The sequence below is a fragment of the Streptomyces sp. NPDC002742 genome, from assembly GCF_042888885.1.
Classification (GTDB): Bacteria; Actinomycetota; Actinomycetes; order Streptomycetales; family Streptomycetaceae; genus Streptomyces.
The window spans coordinates 70,538-87,663 of record NZ_JBIAQF010000032.1 but is presented as its reverse complement, the minus strand read 5'-3'; the positions used below and the strand labels follow the sequence as shown (position 1 = coordinate 87,663).

Below are 17,126 nucleotides of genomic sequence, written 5' to 3'. Positions count from 1 at the left end.
TGCTGCGCCTCGGTCGCCTTCTCACTCGGGCCGGCCATCGCCCGGGCACGGATCGCGTGCAGCTCCGCCACACGTCCACGCGCGTCCGTCGGTTCGATCGCCGTCAGAGGCCTGTCGTCGACTGCGGTCAAGTGAGTTCCTCCTCAAGTGCGTCGAGCGCGTCACGCGTGTCGAGATGGTCGAGTGCGTGATCGGCGTCAAGGACATGACGGACTCCCGCGAGCCGCCGCCGACCCGTGTCGGGGACGCGGCCGCCCACGAGTACCGCCTCGGGCGGGAGCCGGCGCACCACGGTGCGGGGAGCCGCTCCCTTCATCGCCACGGCCGCCGCGTGGCCCGGACCGCACGGCACGTCGACGACGCTCCAGTCGTCCGGTCGCGGCGGCGTGCCAGGGCCTCCCTCGCCGAGGTACACCTCGGACGTCCAGCCGCCGACCCCCACGCCGGTGCCTTTCAGATAGGCCTCCTTGCGGGCCCAGAGCCGGGCGAAGCGAGCCTGCTGGTCCGGGGCCGGCAGGGCCGCCAACTCCCGCCGCTCCCACGGGTGGAGAGCCGACCGGCAGACATCGACCCGCTCCGGGCGCGGCAACCTTTCGACATCGACGCCCACCGGAGCGCGGGCCACGCCGACCAGAACCGCGCCCCGGCTGTGCGACAGCGAGAAGTGCGGGGCGTCGGGCCCGGCTCCGGTCAGGACCGGGCGGCCGTGCGGACCGCCGCACCGGGGGCAGTCCGCACGGGCGAACACCAGCTCTTTCGGCGGCGTCCGCAGGTACCCGCCCAGCAGCCGGCGCAGGGCGATGTGCGCGGCCACGTACAGAGTGCGGTCGCCGCGCAGCCGGAAGGCGTCCGCGCGGCGCCGCTCGGCCGCGTCGAGTTCGTCGAACGCGAGTGGCGCCTCCTCGGGCGGCGTCAGCAGCCAGACCGCCAAGTCGCCTTCCCCGATGGAGAGTTCCTGCCCGGAGACGGGCGTCACGTGGAACGGCGGCGTACGTCGTCCAGCAGAACGGCCTGTCGCAGGGTGTCCGCGCGCGGGGCGCTTCTGGCGCTCACCGCGGTGACGAACGCGGCGACCGTGGCCGCTACCTGGTCGGCCGGCTCCAGCCGGATCTCCTCCGTCTCGGTGCCCCGGTGCAGACCGATCACGGGCACGAGGTCCGCCGGCGGGGTGAAGGCCCGGTCCACGGTGATCCGGCCGTCGCTTCCCCACAGTTCGTACCGGGAGAGATAGGCGTGCTCCATGCCGAACGTGAGGTGCGCGGTGACCCCGCCGGGAGTGGCCAGCAGCGCCGCCCCCGCGGTCTCGACCTGCCGTCCGGCGCCCCGGGTGAGACGCGCGCCGACCACGTCGAGACCGTGTCCCAGGAAGTGCAGTGCGGCCCGCAGCGGGTAGAGACCGACGTCCGCGAGCGCGCCGCCGCCGAGTTCGGCGGAGTACCGGATGTCGTCGTCGGCGAGCGGGGGGATGGCGAACTCCGCACGGAAGGAGCGGAGTTCGCCGATCCGCCCCTCGGCGACCAGGCGCCGCACCGCCTCGTGCCGGGGATGATGGACGAACATGACGTTCTCCATCAGAGCCACACCCTGCTTCGCGGCGAGGTCCAGGAGCCGCTCGGTGCTCTCCGGGTCCGTCGTCAGGGGTTTCTCGGCCAGCACGTGCTTGCCCGCGTTCAGCGCCGCCTCCACCCAGGGGGCGTGCAGTGCGGCGGGCAGGGGCACGTACACGGCCTGGACGTCGTCGGCCTGGAGCAGTTCGGCGTACCCCTGGACGGGACGGCAGCCGAAGCGCCGGCCGACCTGTTCGGCCCTGGCGCGGTCGCGGCTGGCGACCGCGGCGACCTCCAGACCGGGGGAGGCGGCGAACGCGGGCAGCATCCGCCGTACCGCGATGTCCGCGCAGCCGAGCACCCCGATGCGTACCGGCCCGTTCATCGGGCAAGCGCCGCGGCGGCGTTGAGGCAGGCCAGCAGCGTGCGGGCCTGGACGTTGAGGTAGTGGCCGTGGCGCACCAGCCAGGTGAGCTGGTCCGGCGTGACCCAGGTGTAGCCGGCGGGAGGATCGGACGGTACGTCCAGACCGTCGGCGTCGACGATCAGATACCGGCTCTCGGCGTTGAGGAACCGGCCGCCCTCCTCCGAGTGCACGGCCTCGTACCGGATGCGGTCCGCCGGCGCCTCCAGCACGGTGTCGAGGAACGACGGGCGTTCCTTCTCGGGCAGGTGGCTGTAGTTGTCCGGTGTGTACTGCACCGTGGGGCCCAGCTCGACGGTGTCCAGGAACCCGCCCTCGACCCGGGCGTGCACCAGGACATGGGGGATGCCTTCGAACGTGCGGGTGAGGAAGGCGGTGACGCCGAGACCCACCGGCTCGAACAGCGGCTGGGTCCAGCCGGTGACCTCGCGGTTGCCGGCCTGCACGGCGACCGCCACCACCTTGAAGTAGCGGCCCTCCTCGTGCTCGACGGTCATCTCGTCGCGCCGCCAGCCGGGGAGCCCGGCCAGTGGTACGCGTTCGGCGTGCACGTCGTGCCGCGAGCGCTCACCGGAGATCCAGGACAGCAGCTGGGCGTCCGACAGCAGCGCGTCGGCCGCCGTCTCCGGGACGGGCAGGCAGGACAGGACGGTACGGGAGTCCATGTTGACGACATTGTCCTGGTGCAGCAGCTCCGCTATCTGCCCGAGGGTCAGCCAGCAGAAGTCGTCGAGGAGCGGTACGTCGTCGTCCGTCAGCACGATCATGTTGCGGTTGGACTTGTGGAAGAACCACGAGCCGTGCTCGGACTGCAGGACGTCCGCGACGACCCGGCCGCGGCCCGGGCCGACGAAGTGCTCCAGATACTTCACGTCCGCGCCCTGGTGGACCTTCGTGTAGTTGCTGCGGGTGGCCTGCACGGTCGGGGACAGCTGGAGCAGGTTCGGGTTGCCGGGCTCCATCTTCGCCTGCATCAGGAAGTGCAGGACCCCGTCGAACTCCTTGCCCAGGATCCCCAGGATGCCGACCTCCGGCTGCTTGATGATGGGCTGGTGCCACTCGGCGTACGGGCCGTCGCCGTACGGGTCGCCCCGCTCGGTGACGTGCAGGCCCTCGACGGTGAAGAACCGGCCGCTGCGGTGCACGAGGTTGCCGGTGGTGTCGTGGAACGACCAGCCGTCCAGGCGGCCGAAGGGGATCCGGTCCACGCGGAAGGCGTTGGCGCGGCCCCGCTCCGCGAGCCAGTCCGCGAAGTCGGCGGTCGCCCGGTGCGCGCCCTGGGTGGTGGCGGCTGACAACGCGAGCCGGTTCGCCAGCGGCTTCGCGTCTTCGCGCGGTTGAGGGACGAGAGGCAGCATCAGGGAACTCTCCGTGTTCGACGTGTCTGATGTGTCTGAGGTGTCCGGGCGTGCGGCCCGGACGGATGTCCCGGGCGGCCCTTGGTCAGGCGTACACGGATGCCGTGAAGTCGCCGAGGATCCGTCGGTGGTAGTCGGGGCCGAAGCCCATCTGCGCGACCTGTGGAACCAGGGCGCGCAGCTTCTCGGTGGAGATCACGTGCTGGCGGCCGCCCGTGTCGAGGTACTCCCTGCGCGCATCGAGCCCGAGGGCCTCGGCGAGAAGGTCGACGACCTCCTCCACCGGAACCGCGAAGCCCGACGCCACGTTGACGGTCTCGGCACGCAGGTCCGCGGCGAGCAGACGGTCGACGACGGTGACGACGTCGCCGACGTCGATCAGGTCGCGGGCCGCGCCGCGGTGCACGCGGACGACGCCCTCCCGCAACTGCCGTACCAGCGTGGGCAGCAGCTGGTGCTCGGGCTGGTCGGGGCCGACCAGATGCCCGAGCCGGAGGATGAGGTGGTCGGCGCCGGTCTCGCGCAGCAGTTCCTCCAGGGCGAGCTTGTGCGCGCCGTAGGGGGTGCAGGGCTCCACCGGGACGTCCTCCCTGCCGGGGCCCTCGGCGAGTCCGTACATCCCGGTCGCCGCGGTGGAGAAGAAGAGCACCCGCCGTCCCTCGGCCGCGCACCGCTTCGCGACCTCGCCCACCAGCGCCGCCTCGCGGGCGAAGTCGGCGTCCGAGGTGCCGCTCGCCCAGGACACCCCCGCCGCCAGGGCCACGGTGTCCGGATGCCGGCCGGCCAGCGGACGCAGGTTCCCAGCCAGGAAACCGGTTCCCACAATGTCCATACGTCGTCGTCCCGATCTCTGGGGGTAGGAGGGCCGTTCAGCTCAGCCGCGCGCGGCCACGAACTCCTTGATCGAGGCGGTGACGTAGTCCAGCATCTCGTCGGTGAGCGCCGGGTAGACCCCGATCCAGAAGGTGTGCTCGGTGATGAGGTCGCTGTTGGTCAGCTCGCCCACGATCCGGTGCGGCTGGTCGATGTAGGCCGGGTGTCGGGTCAGGTTGCCCGCGAACAGCCGACGGGTGCCGATCTTGCGCTCCTCCAGGAAGTCCACCAGCTCGGCGCGGCGGAACGGCGCCTCGGGGTCCACGGTGATCACGAAACCGAACCAGCTCGGCTCGGAGCGCGGGGTGGGCTCGGGCAGCAGCAGCCCCGGAACCCCGTCCAGGCCCTCCCGCAGCCGCTGCCAGTTGCGCCGCCTCGCCTCGATGAAGGAGTCCAGCTTGGCCAGCTGGGTCAGCCCGAGCGCGGCCTGGATGTCGGTCGCCTTCAGGTTGTAACCGACGTGCGAGAAAATGTACTTGTGGTCGTATCCGGCCGGCAGCGTGCCCATCTGGTACTTGAACCGCTTCAGGCACCGGTCGTTCTCGCCCGGCTCGCACCAGCAGTCCCGGCCCCAGTCCCGCAGCGACTCCACGATCCGGGCCAGGGGGAGGCTGGCGGTCAGGACGCAGCCGCCCTCGCCCATGGTGAGGTGGTGCGCCGGGTAGAAGCTGACGGTCGTCAGGTCGCCGAAGGTGCCGGTGAGCTTCCCGTCGTACAGCGAGCCGACCGCGTCGCAGTTGTCCTCGATGAGGAACAGGTCGTGCTGTTCGGCGAGTTGGGCGATCTCGGTGACCGGGAAGGGGTTGCCGAGCGCGTGGGCGATGATGATGGCCCGGGTCTTGGGGCCGATCGCGGCCGCCACCCGGTCGGCGGTCGCGTTGCAGGTGGTGAGGTCCACGTCCACGAACACCGGGACGAGGCCGTTCTGCAGGATCGGGTTGACCGTGGTCGGGAAGCCCGCCGCGACGGTGATGACCTCGTCGCCGGGCTTCAGCCGCCGGTCCTCCAGCGTGTGCGAGGTGAGGGCCGACACAGCCAGCAGGTTCGCCGACGAACCGGAGTTCGTGAGGTGGGCCTTGCGGCGCTTGAGGCGTCGGGCGAAGGCCGACTCGAACTTGCGGGAGCTGGTCCCGGCGGCGATGCGCATCTCCAGCGCCGCCTCCACCAGGGCCGCCCGGTCGTTCTCGTCCAGGACGGCGCCGGACGGCCAGATCTCGGTGGTACCGGGGATGAACTCCCGGGCAGGGGAGGCCTCTCGGTGGTAGTCGCGGACGCCTTCGAGTATCAGGTCCTTGCGGTCGCTCATGGTCGTTTCCCTTCTTCGGCCGGTGCGTCGGCCGTGATCCCGAGTGGTGTGCCGGGCCGGGGGTGCTCCGGCGGCAGTACGGAGGTGAGCAGCTCGCGCAGGGAGTCGTCGAGGCTGCGCAGCGGGCGCCAGCCGAGCAGGTGCCGCGCACGGGAGACGTCCAGGCACTGCCACGCGACGTCGGTGCGCGAGCCCGGTGCCTCGGCCGCCTCGGCCACCGGAAGCTCCAGCCCGCTGAGTGCGATCATCCGGTCGACCAGGGCGCGCATCGGCACCGCCGTGCCACGGCCCACGTTGATCACCTGACCGGCGACGTCCGCCTCCGGCGCGGTGGCCGCGGCGAGCACCGCCGCGACGACGTCCTGCGCGTCCACCAGGTCGCGGGCCGCGCGCAACGGCGGAAGGCGCAGTTCGGCGGCCTTCTCACCGCGCGCGTCGGCACGGGCGGCCGCACCGAGGTGCGCCGCGACCCGGCCGAAGAGACTGCCCTCGGGAACCCCGGCGCCGATCACGTTGGCGAGCCGCAGCACCACGCCGTTCACCCCCTGCTCGCGCCGGGCGCGCAGCACGGCCCGCGTGCCCTGGAGCTTGGTGCGGCCGTACGGGGTGACCGGCGCGGGCTCGTGCTCCTCGCCGGTGGCGGCGTCCGGGGCGCCCGCCCCGTACTCGTGGACGGTGCCGAGCTGGACCAGCCGTACCGGCGGACCGGGCAGCGCCGCGAGCGCCGTGACCACCCGCTCGACCAGTTCGGCGTTGCCCGCGGCCATCTGCGCCTCGTCGGCCTGCCAGGCCCGGCCGGCCGCGTTGACCACGACGTCGGCGCCGGCCTCGGCGAGTACGTCGGCGATCTCCCGCGGCGACGCCGTCACCAGGTCCAGGCCGATCGCCGACACGCCGGGTCCGCCGGCAGGCGAGGGGACAGCCGCCGAGGTGCGCGAGACCAGGTGCACCCGGGCGCCGTCCGCGACGCAGGCCGCGCCGATACGGCGGCCCAGGAAACCGGTGCCGCCGAGGACCACGACCGAGAGCCCGGTCACCGGCCGCTGCTCAGACCGCACGGCTCGTACCGTGCTTGACGGACTTCCACCAGTCGGGGTTGTCCCGGTACCAGGCGACCGTGTCTGCCAGGCCCGTCTCGAAGCCGGTCTGCGGCGCGTAGCCGAGCTCCTCGCGGATCTTCGACTCGTCGATCGAGTAGCGCAGGTCGTGCGCCTTGCGGTCCGCGACGCGGCGGATCATCTCCTCGCCCGCGCCGGTCAGTTCCAGCAGCCGCTCCGTCAGGGCGAGGTTGCTGTACTCGTTGCCGCCGCCGATGTTGTAGACCTCGCCCGCTCGCCCCCCGTTGAGCACCAGGTGGATGCCACGGCAGTGGTCGTCCACGTGCAGCCACTCGCGGACGTTGCGGCCGTCGCCGTACAACGGGACCTGGCGGCCCTCCAGGAGGTTGGTGACGAACAGCGGGATGACCTTCTCGGGATGCTGGTAGGGACCGTAGTTGTTGGAGCAGCGGGTGATCGAGAGGTCCAGGCCGTGGGTGCGCCAGTACGCCCGCGCGACCAGGTCCGACCCGGCCTTCGAGGCGGCGTAGGGGGAGTTGGGGGCCAGCGGCCATTCCTCGGTCCAGGAGCCCTCGTCGATCGAGCCGTACACCTCGTCCGTGGAGACGTGCACGACCCGTTCGATCCCGCTCTCCAGCACGGCGTCCAGCAGGGTCTGGGTGCCCAGGACGTTCGTACGGAAGAACTCGCCGGCGCCCTCCAGCGAGCGGTCGACGTGGGACTCGGCCGCGAAGTGGACCACGGCGTCGTGGCCGGGCACCAGTTCGCGCAGCAGGTCGCGGTCGCACACGTCGCCGCGGACGAACACCAGCCGCTCGTGCGAGGCGGGCAGGTTCTCCCGGTTCCCCGCGTAGGTCAGCTTGTCCAGGGCGGTGATCTGGGCGCCCTCCCAGCCGGTGTACTTGTCGGCCAGCAGGCCGCGCACGAAGTGTGAGCCGATGAATCCGGCCGCTCCGGTGACCAGGATCCTCATGCCGCGACCTCCACTCGGGTGTGATCTCCGACGATCAGGCAGTGATGGCCCGTGCCCGGGCCGGTGGTGCCGACGGACGCGGCGCGCCCGATGAGCGAGTTGCGCAGCCCGCGCACTCCGGTGACCGACGCCTCGTCCAGGGCGATGGAGCCCTCCAGCCGGCTGTCGGTCACCGTGCAGTCCCGCCCGATGGAGGTGTGCGGGCCCACATGGCTGTCCCGCAGGACGGTGCCCGCGCCGATGATCGCCGGTCCTTCGATCCGGGAGCGCACGACGCTCGCCCCCGCCTCGACCACGACCCGGCCGACGAGCACGCTCTCGGCGTCGACCTGTCCGTCGACGCGCGGGGTCAGACCGTCCAGGAGGTGGGTGTTGCACTCCAGGACGTCCTCGACCTTCCCGGTGTCCTTCCAGTAGCCGTCGTAGATCCTGGCGCGCACGTCCGCGCCGGAGGTGACCAGCCACTGGATGGCGTCGGTGATCTCCAGCTCGCCACGGGCGCTGGGCGCGATCGAGGCGACCGCCTCGTGGATGGCGGCGGTGAAGAAGTACACGCCGATGAGGGCCATGTCGCTGCGCGGGTGCTGCGGCTTCTCCACCAGACGCAGCACCTCCCCGTCGGGGCCGAGTTCGGCGACGCCGAAGGAGCGCGGGTCGGAGACCTTGTGCACGACGACCTGGGCGGCCGGGCGCTGCCGGGTGAAGTCCTCGGCGATCTCGACGACTCCGTCGGGCAGCATGTTGTCGCCGAGGTACATCACGAAGTCGTCGTCGCCGAGGAACGGGCGGGCGATGGACACGGTGTGGGCCAGTCCGCGCGGTGCGTCCTGGGGGATGTAGACGACGCGTACGCCGAACCGGGCGCCGTCGCCCAGCGCGGCCTCGATCTCGGGACCGCGGTTGCCGACGATGACGCCGACCTCGGTCACCCCCAGCTCCCGTACGGAGTTCAGCACATGTGCCAGCACGGGCGTGTTGGCGATGGGTATGAGTTGTTTGGGCATGGAATAGCTGAAAGGCCGCAGGCGGGTTCCAGATCCGCCGGCGAGCACCAGAGCCTTCATCGAGAGGTCCTCTCGGTTCGTGTGTTCATGCCGGGACGAGCGCGTCGAGCACGTTCGCGGGCGAGGGCATGGCGGCGATCTCCCGGGAGAGTTCGCGGGCCCGCTCGCCGTATCCGTCCTTGGACAGCAGTTCCTGGCAGGAGTCCGCGATCGCGTCGGCCGAGTCCTCGCCGGGCAGCAGCGTGATCGCGGCCCCGAGGTCGGCGACGCGACGCGCCGGCTTCTCCAGCACGGCGCCCTTGGGAACGAGCAGTTGGGGCACACCGGCGTTCAGTCCGGTCAGGGTGCTGACGCCGCCCCCGTGGTGAATGAGCAGATCGCAGGTGGGCGCCACCACGTCGAGGGGCACCCAGCCGGCCCGGACGCCCGGCAGTTCGTCACGCAGGACGTCGGCCACCGCGTCGGGCGCGGCGACGATCAGCTCGACGTCCCAGGCGGCTACGTCCTTGGCGAGACCGCGCAGGAATTCGAAGTTCTTGTCGTAACTCTCCTTGGCGACCCGGCTGCCGGACGTCACCAGGACGCGGCGGCGCTCGCCCCGGCTGTACATCCATGGCTCCAGCCGCCGTTGGCCGTTCGCCGGCACGTAGCGCATCTGCCGGGCCGGGGCGGCGTCGGGCGGCCGCAGGCTCGGCGGGCAGATGTCCACGAACACATCGGGGGCGGGCAGCCGGTCGAGCCCGAACTCCGCCAGTTCGGGACCGAGTTCGGCGTCGGCGCCGGGATGGATGCCGTCGGCCTCGATGGCGTCCCAGGTCTGGCGCACATGCGGCACGCCCAGGTGCAGGGCGAGCAGCGGGGCGACATAGCTCATCGTGCCGCCGACGATCAGGTCGGGCCGCCAGGCGCGGCCGAACTCCAGCATCCGCGGCAGGCTGGAGGCGGCCATCCGCGCGAACCAGCGCCCGGTGAACAGTGCCTGCTCGGCCGGGTCGGAGGGAATCTCCTCGGGGTTGCCCGCGCGGTCCAGGGTGATGAAGTGCCGGATCGGCAGATCGGTGGTCGCGATGCCCGGCAGGCCCGAGGAGGTGATGACCGGGACCATGTCGTCGTTGGCGGCCATGACCACCTGGTGGCCCGCGTTGCGGGCGGCGGTGGCCAGCGGGGCCAGGGCGAAGACCGTCGCCGGGCTGCCCGCCGCCACGAAGAGCATTCTCACGGTGTCCCTGCCTTGCTGAATCGGGGCAGGAGGCCTGCCCGTACGGCCTCGGCCACGGTCGGCGCCTTCGCGTCCTTGTCCGAGATGAGGGGGGTCTCCGGGCAGTTCCAGGGCAGATCGAGCTCCGGATCGAGCGGATTGACGTCGATCTGGGTGCCCGGCACATACGTGGTGGAGACGACGTAGCAGATGCAGGCGTCGTCGCTGAGCGCGAGGAACCCGTGGCCCACGCCTTCGGGGACGTAGACGGATCGGGCGGAGTCGGCGTCCAGTTCGTTGACGTGGTGCTCGCCGAAGGTCGGGGAGCCGATCCGCAGGTCCACGACGATGTCGCGCAGCGCGCCGCGCACGCAGGTGACGACCTTGGCCTGGCCGGGCGGAATGCGCACGCTGTGGATGCCCCGCAGCGTGTGCCGTCTCGACACGGAGTAGTTGATCTGCCGGGGCCGGAAGGCGACCCCGGTGGCGCCCTCCAGCGCGTCGCTGCGCAGGGACTCGTAGAACGTCCCGCGCTCGTCCGGGATCTGGTCGGGTGTGATCAGGTAGGTCCCGGGCAGGGTCAATTCCTCGATGTGCACTGCAAGCTCGCCTCTCTCGGTTCCGTGGTGGCTCCCACGAGCCGTTCCAGATCGGCGGCAACGGCTGCGGGGGAGGGCATCGCGGCCATCTCCGCGGCCAGGCGGCGGGCCGACCGGGTGTGGCGCGGGTCGGACAGCAGCTCGTCCAGGGCCCGGCCGACGACCCGCGGGTCGTCCTGCCGCGCCGCCGTGTCGAAGGACAGCCCCGCACCGGTCGCGGCGAGCCGGTCGGCCAGCGGGAAGTGGTCCGCCAGCTGGGGCAGCACCAGTTGCGGCAGCCCGAACGCCGTGGCGGTCATCGCGGTGCCGGCGCCGCCGTGGTGGACCATCGCGTCGCAGGTCCCGAGGAACAGGTGCAGGGGCAGCGGGTCGACCGTCCGTACGTTCCCCGGCAGCGGTCCGACCGCGGAGCGGTACGGCTCCGGCAGCGTGAGAAGGATCTCGGTGTCGGACCGGGCGGCGAGGGTGTGCAGCAGGCCGCGGACGAAACCCTCGCCGTGCAGGGCCGGGGTGTTGCCCAGCGAGACGGCGACCCGCCGCCGCCCGGCTCCCGGGCCGGGGTCCGCCCGCACCCAGGCCGGCGTCCCGGCGCCCCCGCTGTAGGGCACGTACCTGATCGGCACGCCCGTCTCGCCGTCCGGTATCCGCAGGGTCGGCGGGCACGGGTCGAGCAGCACGGTCGGATCCGGCAGTCCCGGCAGTCCGGGCAGCCCGAGTCGCTCGGCCGACTCCCGGACGTCGGCGCCCACGAACCGCCGGGCGGGGCCGGAGATGGCATCCACGGTCCACCGGTGGTGCACCACCGGCACGCCCAGCCGGGCACCGATGAGCAGGGAGCAGTACTCCAGCGGGTCGGCCAGGATCAGCCCGGGCCCGAACTCCTCGGCGAGTCCCAGGTAGCGGTCGAGCAGCGCGGCGGCGTGGGCCCACCACAACCTGCCGTATCCGCCGAGCAGTTCGGGGGCCGGACGGGGCCGGGCCTGCAGGGGCCGCTGTTCCGCGGGCAGATTTCTCAGCAGCATGGCGTTGACGTCGAACGACTCGCCCACCTCGACTCCGGTGAGTCCGCAGGCCCGGACCGCGCCGAGGACATCGGGCTGGCCGAGCACCGTCACCTCGTGGCCGGCCGAACGCAGCCCCCACAGCAGAGGGACCAGAGGCAGGAAATGGGTCGGTACAGGGGTGGCGATCACCAGTACGCGCATCTGACGGACAGTCCTCTCCGGCCTCTGCGGCGCGGTCAGCGGCGCTCGGCGGTCAGGCGCTCCAGCAGGGGAACGACGTCCTTCGGCGCCGGCGCGGCGAGCATCTCGTCGTACAGACGGCGCGTGCCGAGGGAGAACGACGGGTCCTCCAGGAGCCGCACGAGCTGCTTGTGCAGGACCGCGACGTCCAGGGCCTCGGGATCGGCGACCAGACCCGCGCCCATGTCCTCGACGTACCGGCCCGTGACCATCTCGTCCCACATCGGCAGCGGCACCACGAGCTGGGGCACCTGGAAGGCGACCGCGGAGGCGAAGGTCCCGCCGCCGCCGTGGTGGATGACCGCCGAACTGGTCGGCAGGACCTGGTTGAGCGGCACGTACTCGACGGTGTGGACGTTGTCGGGAAGGGCGCCGACCGCGGCGAGCTGCTCGCTGTTCAGAGTGGCCACGACCTCGATGTCCAGGGCGGACACCGACTCGAAGAACTCGCGCATGGGGAAGCCGCTGTACTTGCCGAAGATCTTGCGGCGGCTCACCCCCAGGGTCAGCACCACACGCGGGCGTTCGGGCCGTTCGTGCAGCCACGCAGGGAACGAGGCCGCGCCCGTGTAGGGGACCCGGCGCACCGGGACGCGCGTGAGGTCGAGCCGCTGCTGCATCCTGGACTGGGTCAGGTCGAGGGTCCACTGGCCGAGCAGCATCTCGTCGCTGAACTCCAGCCCGTACCGCTCCAGGATCGGGCCGTACCAGCCCAGCCAAGGGTGCTCGGTCAACTCCGCGTCCGGGTCGGCCAGTTCACGCTTCGTCCGCTCGTGGATCACGGCGATGTTGTCCGTGCCCCAGACCAGCCGGGCGTGCGCGGCGCCGCAGAGCCGCGCGGCGATGGGCGCGGGCAGCATCAGCGGGTCCCACAGCACGAGGTCGGGCTTCCAGGCACGGGCGAAGTCGACCAGGTTGTCCAGCACGGGCCTGCGGCCGCCCGGCTCCGCGGGCTCGGGGTAGTGCATCCTGAACATGCCGGCGAAGACCGAGCGCGCCGTGCGCCAGCCCTGCGACTCCTCCGGTTCGCACGCGTCGAAAGAGAGCGTGGGGCGGTCGGGCTTGCCTTCCCCCGTGTTCTTGCTCAGCGCTTCCGGCAACTCCTCGGGCGCTCCCAGCGGTACGGCCGTGAGCCCCGCCGCGCTGATGTTCGCGATCACCCCCGGGTCCACGACGCCCGCATGGCTCGCCACGACGACCTCGTGCCCGGCGCTCTGCAGCGCCCAGGCGAGCGGGACGATGGGATACAGGTGTGCCGTCGCCGGAAAGATGGTGAACAGGACGCGCATCGTTGGACTCCGTTCGTGTTCGGGTACACGGGGGTGTGAGGGGACGTGGACGGGCGCGGAGCGCGTGAGGACGTGCGCGGCGCGCCCGGAGCGTGTCAGGGCGCGGCGCCGGCCCCGCCGGTGCAGGCGACGAGCGCGCCCGTCGCCGACACGGCTGTGAGGAACGCGAGCGCACCCGCTCGGCCGGCGTCGACGGACGCGGCCGCGGCCGTGGCCGGCAGCGCGAGCACCGCGCCCAGCTGTACGGCCGTCTGGTAGACCGGCACCGCGAAAGCCCGGCGCTCGGCCGGAATCCCGGCCGTGGCCTGAAGGTTGAGGGCGGCGAAGGACAACACGAAGCCGGCCTCGACGAGGAGCAGCGCGGGCAGCACTCCGGTGGCGTACGTCTCCGGCGTCCCGGTCAGCAGGGCGGTCACGCAGCCGAGCGCCGCGGCACAGCTGCCGGCTCTGATCAGCCGTTCGGTGCCGAAGCGCCCCACCATCCGGCCGGTGAACGGCAGGGCGAGCGCCAGCGGCAGACAGGCCGGCAGGAACGCGAGCGCCGTGCGCCAGGAGCTCCACCCCCACTGGTCGTGCAGCCGGTGGACGAGCAGCATCAGCAGCCCCAGATACGTGCCGTTGAGGGTGGCCGCGCACACCGCCGAGCGCCGGAACGGACCGTTGCGCAGCAGCCGCGCCAGGGTCACCCCGAGCGGCGCGGCCGGCGTCGGCGCCGCGTCGCGGGGGATGAGCCGGAACCCCGCCGCCAGCAGCACCAGCGCGACCGGGGCCGGGAAGACGGGGTTCCAGCGCCAGCTCAGTTCGGTGAGCGCCCCCGAGCACAGCAGTCCCGCGGTGAACCCGGTCGCCCCGAAGAGCGAGTACACCGACACCGCCCGGCGCTGTTCGGCTCCCGGGCGGAACGCGGTGCTGATGATCGCGAGCCCGGTGGGCGCGGTCAGCGCGGCGCACATGCCCTTCACCCCCCGGGTGGCGACCAGCACGGCAGCCTGGTCGGTGAGACCTCCGGCCACCGAGGCGGCGATGAACACCGGCAGCGCGGCCAGGTACACGTTCCGCCTGCCCCAGCGGGCCACGAGGCGCGGACCGAGCAGCAGCAGCGCCGCGAAACCGGCGGCGAAGCCGCTCATCACCCACTGGCCGCCGAACGTCGACAGACCGAGGTCCCGCTCCATCGCCGGCAGCGCGACCAGGACGACGGATACCTCCAGGGCGTCGATGAGCATGTTGCCTGCGAGCACGAAGAGCAGGGCCCGCCGTCCCGCGTCGGTGCGGGGCGCGGGGTGTGAGGAGAGCGTCGTCATGCGCTTGGCCGCCCGCTCGCTCAGCCGAGCAGGGTGCCGCCGCTGGCGTCCAGATAGGAGCCGGTGATCCAGCGGGAGTCGTCGCTCGCGAGGAAGGCCACCACGTCGGCGACGTCCCGGGTCTCGCCGACCCGGCCGAACACCGAGTAGCCCGACATGGCCGCCACCGCGTCCGGGTCGTCGAAGACCGGTGTGCCGTTGTCGGTGATGCCCGGACCCACGCTGTTCACGGTGATGCCACGGGGCCCGAGGTGCTTCGCGAAGTGCAGGGTGAGCTGGTCGATCGCGCCCTTGGTCATCGCGTACGCCACCTCCTGCGGGTTGGCGACCCGGGTCAGCCCCGAGGAGATGTTGATGATCCGGCCGCCCTGGGGAAGGTTGTTCAGCGCGCGCTGCACGAGGAAGTAGGGCGCCTTGGCGTTGACGGCGAAGAGCCGGTCGAACGCCTCCGGTGTGAGGTCCTCCGGGGCCAGTCCGCCCATGACGCCGGCGTTGTTCACCAGGATGTCGAGCGTGGTGGCGCCGGTGCGTTCCTTCAGCTCCCGCTCCAGCGCCAGGAACAACTCGTGCACGTCGCCGGGCACCCCGAGCTCGGCCAGTATCGAGAAGGCCCGGCCGCCCTCCTTCTCGATGGCCGCGACGGTCTCGCCGGCGGCCGCGCGGTTGGCGGCGCAGTGCACCGCGACGAGCGCCCCCTCGCGGGCCAGCCGGATCGCCGTGGCCCGGCCGATGCCGCGGCTGGAGCCGGTGACGAGCGCGGTCTTTCCGGTCAGTTTGCCCATGGTGTTCCTCCTGTGCGTGATGTGCTGACGTTTCGGTCCGGGAGCGCCTTGCGCGGCCGGGCCGCCGGACTCCGGCACGGCCGGACCGCCGCCGTCGAGCCCGCTGATCATCGCGGCGAGGTGGCGGCGGGCCGCCCCGAAGCCGAGCAGTTCCCGGAACACCGTCCGCACGCCGTCCACTTCGGGCCCGCCGAACAGCAGCTGCGCCTGTGCCTCGATGTTTCCGAGCACCCGCGAACCCACCGGGTGGCGGACGGCGTGGTAGGTGTCGAGCAGTTCCTCGCCGGCCCGGCCGGCGAGGTGCGCGGCGAGCTTTCCGCCGAGATCCGCCGCGTCCTGCAGCCCGAGGTTGAGTGCCTGGCCGCCCACCGGCAGCTGGACATGGGCGGCGTCACCGGCGAGGAACACCCGGCCCACGCGGTAACGGGCGGCCTGCCGACGGGCGTTGTGGAACGCGTTGAGCCAGAGCGGCTCGGCGCCACCGAGGTCTTCGCCGGTGACGTGCGCCCACACGGCACGGACCTCCGCGAAGGAGGGGGTTCGTGACCGGCCGGGAACCCGGTCGAAGGCGTGCACCATGACGCGGGTGACGCCGTCCGGTCCGCGGCGGGCGTTGGCCACCCCGTTCGGGTGCCGCTCGAAGCGCCGCTCCCGCAGGTCGACGCCGGCCAGATCCGCGCGCAGCAGCTCCTTGGTGGGGCCGGCCCCGGGGAACGCGAAGCCGGCCAGCCGGCGCACGGCGCTCTCCTCGCCGTCGCAGCCGACGACGTACGCGGCGCTCAGTCGCAGCCGCTCGCCCGCCGACGATGTCGCGACGACGTGCACCCGGTCGACCGCCTCGGCCAGCCCGGTCACGGTGTGGCCGCGCCGCACCTCGGCCCCGAGCCCGGTCGCCCAGTCCGCGAGAACGGCCTCGACGCGGGTCTGCGGCGCCTTCCACTGGCCGGCGTACGGGCTGTCACCGGCCTCGGCCAGGTCGAGAGGGAGGCCGCCGAAGTGGCCGGGCCCGGCGTCGGGCGGCGGCCCGAGCCGCTCGACCAGGCCCCGCGCGTGCAGCAGTTCCATGGTGCGGGCGTGCAGGATCGACGCCCGCGATTCCGTGGTGGGCGTGGTCAGCCGCTCCAGCACGGTCACCCGTGCCCCGTCGGTGCGCAGCTCCCCGGCGAGCAGCAGCCCGACCGGTCCGGCGCCGACGACGAGCACGTCGGTGTCCAGGACGGCCATGGTCAGCGCTTGTTCTCGGCGTAGTCCTTGGCGTGGCCCAGGGTGGCGCGGCTGTTGGCACTCAGCGCACCGCGGACGTACTCCCGCGCGTCGGTGACGCCCGCGCCCGGGCCCAGGACGGCGGTGATGTTCGCCGTGTTGAGGACCACGGTGTGCTGCGAGGTCACGGCGACGCCGCTGGCGCTCTCCGCGAACGTCCAGCGGCCGGTGTGCAGCGTCATCAGAGCGGGCAGGGTGACCTGCTTGTACGCGATCAGATGGTGCGGGAAGACCACCCGGTAGGACTTCGTGGTGTGCGTCGAGCCGTCCTTGGCGCGCGTGTCCATCTCCAGCACCTGCAGCCCCGGGGTGTCCTCCGAGAAACGCACGGAGGCCACGTGCGGCAGCCGTTCCGCCCACAGCCCGGCCTCGTTGACGAAGTCGTAGGCGTCCTTGGCCGCGCCCGCCACCTCCACGGTGTCCTCGAAGGAGAACGTGATCTCCTCGGAGGCGTGGGCCAGTTCGACGTTGGTCTTCAGCGCGGCCAGCTCCGAGCGGGAGTTGCGGTCGACGGCCTCGTCGATCCACTTCAGACCGTCCGGGTCGTCGTCGACGGCCCGGTAGTCGTGCAGCAGCCGCACCCGCGAGGACGTCCCGGACAGCGGCTCGATGATCCACGTGCCGCCCATCGCGGCGACCGGCGGGGTGGAGACCTCCTGGCGGAACGTGATCCGCAGGCTCTCGGGGTCCAGAGTGCGGCGCGAGGTCCAGTTCTTCGCCTCGCCGTTGGCGGTGGCCCAGATGCGGATGCGCTCCTCGTTCGCGCCGCGCTCGACGTGGTCGACGTAGAGGGTGGGCGGGAAGATCCGCGGCCAGTTCTCCACCTCGGCGATCAGCCGGTAGACGGCGGCGGCCGGGGCCTCGACGGTGATGGCGTGCTCGACCTGACGGGTCGTCATGACGT

General features: G+C 72.2%; 15 protein-coding genes. All 15 read right to left on the bottom strand.

Annotated features, from left to right (window positions below; genetic code table 11):
* Nucleotides 1-127: 127 nt before the first annotated feature.
* The 15 genes from ACFYW8_RS38230 to ACFYW8_RS38160 all read right to left on the bottom strand — a co-directional run bounded on the left by ACFYW8_RS38230 (nt 128) and on the right by ACFYW8_RS38160 (nt 17,121).
* Nucleotides 128-976, bottom strand: a complete 849-nt coding sequence (locus ACFYW8_RS38230; RefSeq protein ID WP_389089762.1) for a 4'-phosphopantetheinyl transferase family protein — start codon at nt 974-976, stop codon at nt 128-130.
* On the bottom strand, nt 973-1,932 hold the full coding sequence (locus ACFYW8_RS38225) for a Gfo/Idh/MocA family protein (RefSeq protein WP_389089759.1): 960 nt from the start codon (nt 1,930-1,932) through the stop codon (nt 973-975). The genes ACFYW8_RS38230 and ACFYW8_RS38225 overlap by 4 nt, the downstream gene beginning before the upstream one ends.
* Nucleotides 1,929-3,329, bottom strand: coding sequence for an NDP-hexose 2,3-dehydratase family protein (locus ACFYW8_RS38220; protein WP_365882201.1), 1,401 nt, complete (start codon nt 3,327-3,329; stop codon nt 1,929-1,931). The genes ACFYW8_RS38225 and ACFYW8_RS38220 overlap by 4 nt, the downstream gene beginning before the upstream one ends.
* A gap of 85 nt (nt 3,330-3,414) precedes the next feature.
* Nucleotides 3,415-4,161: an NAD-dependent epimerase/dehydratase family protein gene (locus ACFYW8_RS38215; RefSeq protein ID WP_389089752.1), complete on the bottom strand. Its 747-nt coding sequence runs from the start codon at nt 4,159-4,161 to the stop codon at nt 3,415-3,417.
* Nucleotides 4,162-4,203: 42 nt separating this feature from the next.
* Nucleotides 4,204-5,508 carry a lipopolysaccharide biosynthesis protein RfbH gene (gene rfbH / locus ACFYW8_RS38210; RefSeq protein ID WP_365882197.1) on the bottom strand — a complete coding sequence of 435 codons (1,305 nt, stop codon included), beginning with the start codon at nt 5,506-5,508 and terminating at the stop codon, nt 4,204-4,206.
* Entirely contained in the window at nt 5,505-6,566 is a 1,062-nt protein-coding gene (locus ACFYW8_RS38205) for an NAD-dependent epimerase/dehydratase family protein (protein ID WP_389089747.1), read from the bottom strand. Before ACFYW8_RS38205 ends, rfbH begins: the two co-directional genes overlap by 4 nt.
* Nucleotides 6,556-7,539, bottom strand: coding sequence for a dTDP-glucose 4,6-dehydratase (gene rfbB, locus ACFYW8_RS38200; protein WP_389089745.1), 984 nt, complete (start codon nt 7,537-7,539; stop codon nt 6,556-6,558). Before rfbB ends, ACFYW8_RS38205 begins: the two co-directional genes overlap by 11 nt.
* Complete coding sequence (locus ACFYW8_RS38195; RefSeq protein ID WP_389089742.1) at nt 7,536-8,603, bottom strand: glucose-1-phosphate thymidylyltransferase; 1,068 nt, start codon at nt 8,601-8,603, stop codon at nt 7,536-7,538. The genes rfbB and ACFYW8_RS38195 overlap by 4 nt, the downstream gene beginning before the upstream one ends.
* A 25-nt stretch (nt 8,604-8,628) precedes the next feature.
* The gene (locus ACFYW8_RS38190; RefSeq protein ID WP_389089774.1) at nt 8,629-9,756 is read right to left on the bottom strand and encodes a nucleotide disphospho-sugar-binding domain-containing protein; all 1,128 of its coding nucleotides are present in this window, start codon (nt 9,754-9,756) and stop codon (nt 8,629-8,631) included.
* A 2-nt stretch (nt 9,757-9,758) separates the two neighbouring features.
* Nucleotides 9,759-10,340, bottom strand: coding sequence for a dTDP-4-dehydrorhamnose 3,5-epimerase (locus ACFYW8_RS38185; RefSeq protein ID WP_365882186.1), 582 nt, complete (start codon nt 10,338-10,340; stop codon nt 9,759-9,761).
* Nucleotides 10,322-11,545, bottom strand: coding sequence for a nucleotide disphospho-sugar-binding domain-containing protein (locus ACFYW8_RS38180; RefSeq protein WP_389089738.1), 1,224 nt, complete (start codon nt 11,543-11,545; stop codon nt 10,322-10,324). Before ACFYW8_RS38180 ends, ACFYW8_RS38185 begins: the two co-directional genes overlap by 19 nt.
* A gap of 35 nt (nt 11,546-11,580) precedes the next feature.
* The gene (locus tag ACFYW8_RS38175; protein ID WP_389089735.1) at nt 11,581-12,873 is read right to left on the bottom strand and encodes a nucleotide disphospho-sugar-binding domain-containing protein; all 1,293 of its coding nucleotides are present in this window, start codon (nt 12,871-12,873) and stop codon (nt 11,581-11,583) included.
* 95 nt (nt 12,874-12,968) lie between these two features.
* Nucleotides 12,969-14,177 carry an MFS transporter gene (locus ACFYW8_RS38170; RefSeq protein ID WP_389089732.1) on the bottom strand — a complete coding sequence of 403 codons (1,209 nt, stop codon included), beginning with the start codon at nt 14,175-14,177 and terminating at the stop codon, nt 12,969-12,971.
* A 20-nt stretch (nt 14,178-14,197) separates the two neighbouring features.
* On the bottom strand, nt 14,198-16,183 hold the full coding sequence (locus ACFYW8_RS38165) for an SDR family oxidoreductase (RefSeq protein ID WP_389089729.1): 1,986 nt from the start codon (nt 16,181-16,183) through the stop codon (nt 14,198-14,200).
* A 2-nt stretch (nt 16,184-16,185) separates the two neighbouring features.
* Nucleotides 16,186-17,121 (bottom strand): aromatase/cyclase, encoded by a 936-nt coding sequence (locus ACFYW8_RS38160; protein WP_389089727.1) that lies wholly within the window; start codon nt 17,119-17,121, stop codon nt 16,186-16,188.
* Nucleotides 17,122-17,126: the final 5 nt, after the last annotated feature.